The organism is Roseimaritima sediminicola, assembly GCF_009618275.1.
GTDB classification, from domain to species: Bacteria; Planctomycetota; Planctomycetia; order Pirellulales; family Pirellulaceae; genus Roseimaritima; species Roseimaritima sediminicola.
In genome coordinates this window covers 110,935-117,645 of the sequence record NZ_WIAD01000011.1, presented here as the reverse complement: position 1 = coordinate 117,645, position 6,711 = coordinate 110,935, and the positions used below count along the sequence as shown (strand labels likewise).

The 6,711-nt window shown below is 61.0% G+C and carries 3 protein-coding genes; all 3 read right to left on the bottom strand.

Features of this window, described 5'->3' with window-relative positions; translation table 11 throughout:
• Nucleotides 1–119: 119 nt before the first annotated feature.
• The 3 genes from GE027_RS08340 to GE027_RS08330 are packed head-to-tail and all read right to left on the bottom strand — an operon-like array spanning nt 120 to nt 6,710.
• Entirely contained in the window at nt 120–1,097 is a 978-nt protein-coding gene (locus GE027_RS08340; RefSeq protein ID WP_153556720.1) for a DMT family transporter, read from the bottom strand.
• Complete coding sequence (locus GE027_RS08335; protein WP_153556719.1) at nt 1,097–2,533, bottom strand: hypothetical protein; 1,437 nt, start codon at nt 2,531–2,533, stop codon at nt 1,097–1,099. Before GE027_RS08335 ends, GE027_RS08340 begins: the two co-directional genes overlap by 1 nt.
• 1 nt (nt 2,534) lies before the next feature.
• Nucleotides 2,535–6,710 carry a protein kinase domain-containing protein gene (locus tag GE027_RS08330; RefSeq protein WP_153556718.1) on the bottom strand — a complete coding sequence of 1,392 codons (4,176 nt, stop codon included), beginning with the start codon at nt 6,708–6,710 and terminating at the stop codon, nt 2,535–2,537.
• Between the last annotated feature and the right edge of the window lies 1 nt (nt 6,711).

Here is a 6,711-nt window from a genome sequence, read left to right as displayed (position 1 = left end):
GTTGGTTGTTGGTTGTTGGTTGTTGGTTGTTGGTTGTTGGTTGTTGGTTGTTGGTTGTTGGTGCGTGCACTGTCCCCGTTGTTGGTTGGTCAGTGCACTGTCCCCGTTGTTGGTGTTGGTTATGCACTGTCCCGGTTGTGGCGGTTGACTTGGTGGATGCCGGTGATGATGAGGAGGGTTCCGGCGATCAGGGACGCACTGAGCGGTTCGCCCAACAGGAGCCAGCTGGCGAATAGTCCGATCGGTGGCGTGGCCAGACGGAATACCGTCAGTTTGTTTAAGGGATGCTGGGATAATAAGTACGTCCATGTCAGAACCGCGATTCCGCTGACCACTGTCCCCTGGTAGACGATGCCGGCGATGGCCGTGGGGACGAATTGTAATGCCGATAAGTCGCTACGTAGCAAGGAGGCTGCCAAACAGGCAACGCCTCCAAACAACGAACTCCAAAACACCGACTGCAGCGGGTTCAGCTCCGCTAAGATGCGCCGTAGGTACGCGATTTTTACGCCGACCAATATCGCCGCCAACAACACCAAGCCGTCGCCCCATAACGTGCCGGTGTTTTCTCCTGTCATCGAGGCAGCTATCGCCCGCGGTAACAACACAAACTGCAGCCCCGCCATCGCCACTAGCAACCCCGTCCACTGACGCTTGGTCAACCGTGCGTCGCTGGTTAGCTTCGCTCCGGCAAGTGCCGCAAACAAAGGAAATGTATTGATAATGACAATCGACCGTGCGCTGCTGGTCGCTTCGGTTCCCACCAAGAACAATCCAATCTGCAACAGCACCATCGCCGTGTTGACCAACACCAGCCCGCTCTGCCTGACACTCAGACGCAGCGACCAACGGCTCCAGTACGATGCCAGCCACAGAACGGGCAGGGAGAGCAACAGCCGCCATGCCAGCACCAGCGTCGCTGGATAGACGTCCACGGCCACCTTGGCCGCCACCGCTTGACCGCCCCAGATCGATGCGCATAGGAGCACCAGACATAAACTGGTCGCCGTCAGTGGCAGGTGTCGTACACCGGAACGCGAAGCACAGGCATGCGAACGATGCGGCGATCCCACCTCGGAACCTGCATCGCCGCCCATCACTGCCGCTGGTCAATGAAGACCGCCTGCAGCATGCCGGCTTTGCCGACATTGGTTACCGGCCCACTGGCGACTCTCGAGAACAGACCTCGGTAGGTGCCTTCGATCATGCCCATCGCCAGCGTCAATTGCATCGATCGGACGCACAGCTTCCGGACCGGTGAATCCACTTCGGTCAGCACCGGCAAGGTCAGGGGCGGGGCATACTGTTGGACGACACACGGTAGCGTGGCGTTGGGCTGACAGGCCTGCTGCCACTGTTGTTGATCGCAAAACTTACCCACCAGCACACCAAAGCCACGGCCCTCGTTGGCGGGTTTGATGACAAACCGCTCGCGGTGCTGACGGACAAACGGCAACAGGTCGATCGTCCGGCCTTGATAGTCCACAGCGCCGTTCTCTAGTCGTGCCGTCCACAAGACATGTCGATCGATAAACGCCTTTTGGTGCGCATCCAACTGCTGCCGAAACTCCGGATGATAAAACAACGCCAGCAACCCTTTGTCTTCGGCAAGCGTCGCGGCAACGAGATTATTGACCGAAACGAACGCCTGATCGCGCAAACCGCTTAGGAAAGCCGCATACCGCTGTTCAAACCCCGTCTTCCAGCAGTGATTGGGACTGTCCGGAGTGCTGACGCGGATCTTGTTCCAGGAAAGCGAGATCGGGCGGTCTCGCCAACACACCGACCGGCCGCATCGCTCCAGTTCGTCGGCTCCGGCGACAACCACGTCACGGCCGCGACGTTCCAGTGCGGTCCGCAGCATTTCGACTTCGTTGGTCAGCGAGTTTTCATCGTTCAGCAGAGCGATCACGCCCTTTCGATTCGGGGCGCCGCGTCGTTCCAGCGACAGGAGCCGGTCGACCAGTATGTCCCGCTCGAGCGTACCGATCCGCCACCGCCCGGCGGCCCAGGGCATCTCCAACTGCGAGAACGACTGCAAGAGAATCTCGGACGCGTCGGGCGCATGCAGAAACCCCGCCGGACAACAGGTGTTGGCTTCGATGAAGCGGACCGTCCCGTCGGCGGTGATCACGGCGTCGTAACGACTGTAGCCTTGCCAGAAATCCAGCCCGGGCGTGCGGCGGAAATAGGGCGCGATGCGCCGGTGGTCCGGAAAGAAACGCGACAATCGCTGCGGATCGTCCAGCGTCCAGTCCAACGCCAGTTCAATCAAGCCATGCAGCCGTTCGCTGAGCGATCGCAGGTGTCCGATATCAGCCTCGGTCAAAACGACAGCCGAAAGAGCCAGCGGCAATTCCCGTTGCCGCTCGAACCAAATCGAACGTCGATGAACGGTTTGCCGGATCTCGCGACAGACCTCGCTGACCTCGGGACAGTCCTGGGCCGCCCGGTCGCACAACCAGTCATGCAAACGGATGGTAGGCTGTAAGTCCAGACTCCCTTCGGCACAATCGGTTGCGGTGATCGACATTTCACTCAGCATCGTTGGTGTAGAAACGAATCGGGATGTCTCGCATGGACAGGTCGCCACCATAGCGATTGAACGTGGTGCGTTGGGCGCCGTCGGTCAGGCCCGGAACACGTGAACCGACGTAGTACTGGATGTCATGCAGGGTGATCAGGCCGCTGTTGTCCTGCGGATGCGGCAGGGGCGGCAGGGGGCGTCCCTCGCGGCGACTTTCTTCGGCGGCCAGTTCGTGGTAGCGACCTTCGATCGCTTCCAGTAGGGCCAGCGTCAGAACACCATGGCCGTAACGCGGATTCTCCGCCGCCGTCTTATCGCTTGCCGATGCGGCCAGCACGACCAGGCCCTTTTGGGCTCCGGTGAAACGAGCCAACGCGTTGCTGACCTGCCGATTGATTGCCGACCGCGTGTACTTACTGGTAGCCGCTCCGCTGTGACAGGCATCGAGCACCAAAATAGTGTTGCCGTCGCCCTGGGAAAAATCTCGCAGGTCGGCGTTGCGGATCCCGCTCGACGGAAACTGGTCGTCGCGGTAGTCGGTGGGCAAGAAGTAGAACTCGCCGCCTTCGTCCACGATCCCGTGGCCCGACAAACTGATGATCAGAAGGTCTTTTTCGGAAGCCAGTCGAGCCATGTCGGTGATGTTGTCGATGATCGCGCCGCGCGTGGCTTGTTCGTTGGTAAGTTTTCGGAACTCACCTTTCAGGAACAACTGGTTGGCGGAATCCGCGGCCTGCGGATTGATGCACAATTGGTCGTAGGCGGAAAACAAGGCCTCGGCGTCCTCGGCGGCGCAGGTTAATTGCAGTTCGGGATGGTGTTGATAATCGGAAACACCAATCGTCAGAACGTGCAGCCGGCAACGGACGGGCCGGCCTGCGTCGTCGACTTCGATCGTACCTCGGGTCAGCCCGCGGAGAGCCGGTGGAGCTTGCCGCCTGGATTCGGTCAACACCGCTGCGATCGACGAATCCGTGTCGGTTTGGTCGAGAGCGAGCGACACGCTGTTGACGTTGCGCAGCGCCCGTTGTCCGCTTTCGCAGTACCGCTGCAGGTAAAGGCTGGTTGCCCCTTCGGTATCGCGGACCTTCAAGGTCCGGATGATCGCGTCCAATCGCCGGACGATGCGTGCCGCCTTGTCCTCGGGCAACTGGGCCGGCTGCAATAATTGTTCGGTCACCAGCATCAGCAGGTTCAGATTCTTGCGGGTAATCTTGGTCGATGCCGCGCGGTGAAAGGCCTGCAGCTGCTCCAGCGCGACCTGCCGTTGTTCCGGCGATCCGGTTTCCATCTGCAGCAGGGACTGGGCCACCGTCTGGGTGCTTTCGAAGATCCGGCGTTGTCCTTCGGTCACGCCGGTTTCACTGGTTTGGCGTTTCTGGATATCCAGCGTCGCCGACTGCATCGCCTCGATCGCCTCGTCGCGATTTCCGGCCAAGAGCAGTGCGATCGAATACTTGTATTTCAGCGCCACGACGTGTGGCCAGGTCCGTTCCAGTTCGAAGTCGGGGTCTTCGGTAGCAACGATCGCTTTGTCGAGTGCAACGCAAGCTTCCAAGTGATCGATACCGGCACCGAACAGGTAACAGTCGGCCAGTCGTTCGTACAGATTGGGTCGCCTGGCGGTCAGTTCGGTCCGTTGTTGTTTGGGGAGGTCGCGAATGAAACCGCCCCTCAACGAACTGTCAATCCGCTCGAGCAACCGACGGTACTTCTCCTGAGCTTGCTGCTGCTGGCCACGGAAATGGGCCGTCATCGCTTGGCCTTGTTCGATCCAGATGATCGCCCGCCAGGAACGAGGATTGCCGGATCGGCTGTGGGCGAGTCGGGTTTGATGAGCTCGATCGAACGCCTCGGTGGCCTCCTTCAGCTGCCAGTTGTCAAACGCGACCCAGCCCTGCGTCTCGGCGATCAAAGCGTGGAGCGGATGTTCGGGCAGGACTTCTGGATCGCTCTGCAGAGTCCGCTGGGCATCTCGCAGCGTCTTTGTCGCTTCTGTGCTACGGTTCCAATGACGCAGCGAATCGGCCAGACGGCACATACTGGTCACTTTCAGGGAAAGCGATGGCGATTGTTCAATGGCCAACCGGTAATAGGTGTTGGCCTTGCGGTAGTTGCGTTGGTACTCGGCCAGTAACCGAGCATAATCAGTCGCACACAAAGCTTTCAAAGGGCCGTCGCGAGTCCGCGAACTGGCGGCATACCGTTCCAAAGCCTGGCGATAAGCTTCTGCCGCTTGATCGGTTTCCGACTGGGCTTCCAATAACACGGCTCGCAGATGCCAACGGGCTGCCGAATCCTGTTCGGTCGTGGGCAGATCGCGAAGGACTCCCGCGTACTCTTCCTTCAATTCGCTGACCGAATGGGCTGCCGGCGAAACCTCGTCGATCTGTCGGGCCGGCAAGGCGGTTTCGGACGGCATCCCGCGGATCAGTTCGCGGACCACCGCGTGCAACTGATCTACCGTCTCGTAGTCGGGATGCGACTTGAGCCGAGCGGCCAGCTGTTGCAATTGCACCAGGTCCAGTTCGGGGTCCCGATCGTAGATTCGCCGCGCCAACTCGCTGCGGACCTCTGGTGTGTACCAGGGAACTTCGTCGAACCACCAATCTCCGTTGGGACCGGGCAGGGTGATCAGATCAGCCACCCAGGCGGGATCATTGGCCGGAGCGATCGGAGAAGGAAGGTTGCGGAGAAAGCTACCGCCGAAAAGGCACATCGCCAACAACAGACCACCGGCGAGAGTGAGCATGGGCCGGCGTCGCGGAAACTGTTTCCAGGTACCGCGTGCGGTCCGCGCCGCCGCGGTAGCGTCGCGTAGCTCTGGTTCCACTGTCGAGATGGGAGTCTGCGGCAACGGCTCCGCCGAAGCGCCGTCACCGGCCACCATCACAGGCTGGCGCGGGACGTGGGATGTCGCGGCCGCGGGGTCAGAGTGGTGGTCGTCGTGACCGCAGATCGGAAACACCAACAGCGAACTCTCTTCGGTGGCTACTTCGCCGGTATGCTCGGAGAGGGTTTGGGGAATCCTTTGCACCCACGCGACCAGCTGCGAAGGGACCGCGTATCGCTGGAGCACGTCCAGCACATCGCCAGCGGTTTCGAAGCGTTCGTCGGGATCCGGGGCGGTCATCTGCGCGATAGCGGCTTCCAGATCGGGCGGACAGTCCGGGCGGATTCGGCACAACGGTGGGGACGCTTCGGGCGTGTCGGAGCCGCCGAGCCAAGTCGCCGGCGGTTGGCCCAGCAGCGTCGCATACACCAGACGTCCCAGACTGAAAACGTCCGAACGCGTGTCGGGGGCCTGCTGGCCACTGGCGACCTCCGGGGCGCAGAACGCGGGGGCAAAACGCAGCCCCGCAGGCCAGAGCGCAAATCGAGCTCGATGTTCGTCGATCAACCCACCGGTCACGCCTGACAGTTTGACCTGGCCCAGTTCTGTTTGCCGGCATCCGATCAGGACGTTGGCCGGACGCAGGTCCGCATGGGCTTTGAAATGGGCGTGGATGCTGGCAAGCCCTCGAGCGGTTTGGCTGAAGATTTCGCAGATCACCGGAACCGGCAGCGGCCTGCGGCCGGCCCGGAGGATCAAATCCGCCAGGTTCTCTCCGGGAAAGTACTCGGAGATCACGTACACGTCGCCACGGTGCTGGAGCAATTCGATCGGCGCGGCGATGTTGGGATGGAACAAGTGCACCATTCCGGCCGCCGCCCGTTCGGCTTGCAAGCCCTCGGTGTCCACGAAGAAAGCCGAGATCCGCCAGAGCACGCGGGTGTCGCCGCTGGGACCATGGCGGATCTTATAAGCTCCGCCGTAGGGGTTGCCGTGGATCGGCGAAAGGTATTCGTACTGAGGCAGTCGTTGAGCGATGTCTCGCGGCTCGCGATCCTGATTCAATACCGCCTCGACCAGGGCGGGAAAGGCCGGCAGGCGACGCCGCAGCTCGTCGCCGTCGAAAGCCTGCCCATCCTGTTGCCGATGTGCTTGTTCACGCTGCAGCATCCCCAGCAAGAGCGGCTGGTACAGATCGGGAGCGACACGTTCCAGGTCCGGCCATTTCTCTGCGGCCGTGATGTCCGGGTTTTCTTGCAGATGGCTCTCGTAGGCGCAGAGAATCTGCTCGGGCGCATGGGAGGACGCCTCGTGCGAGCCGGCAGTGAATTTTCGCGATGGATTTGCCATG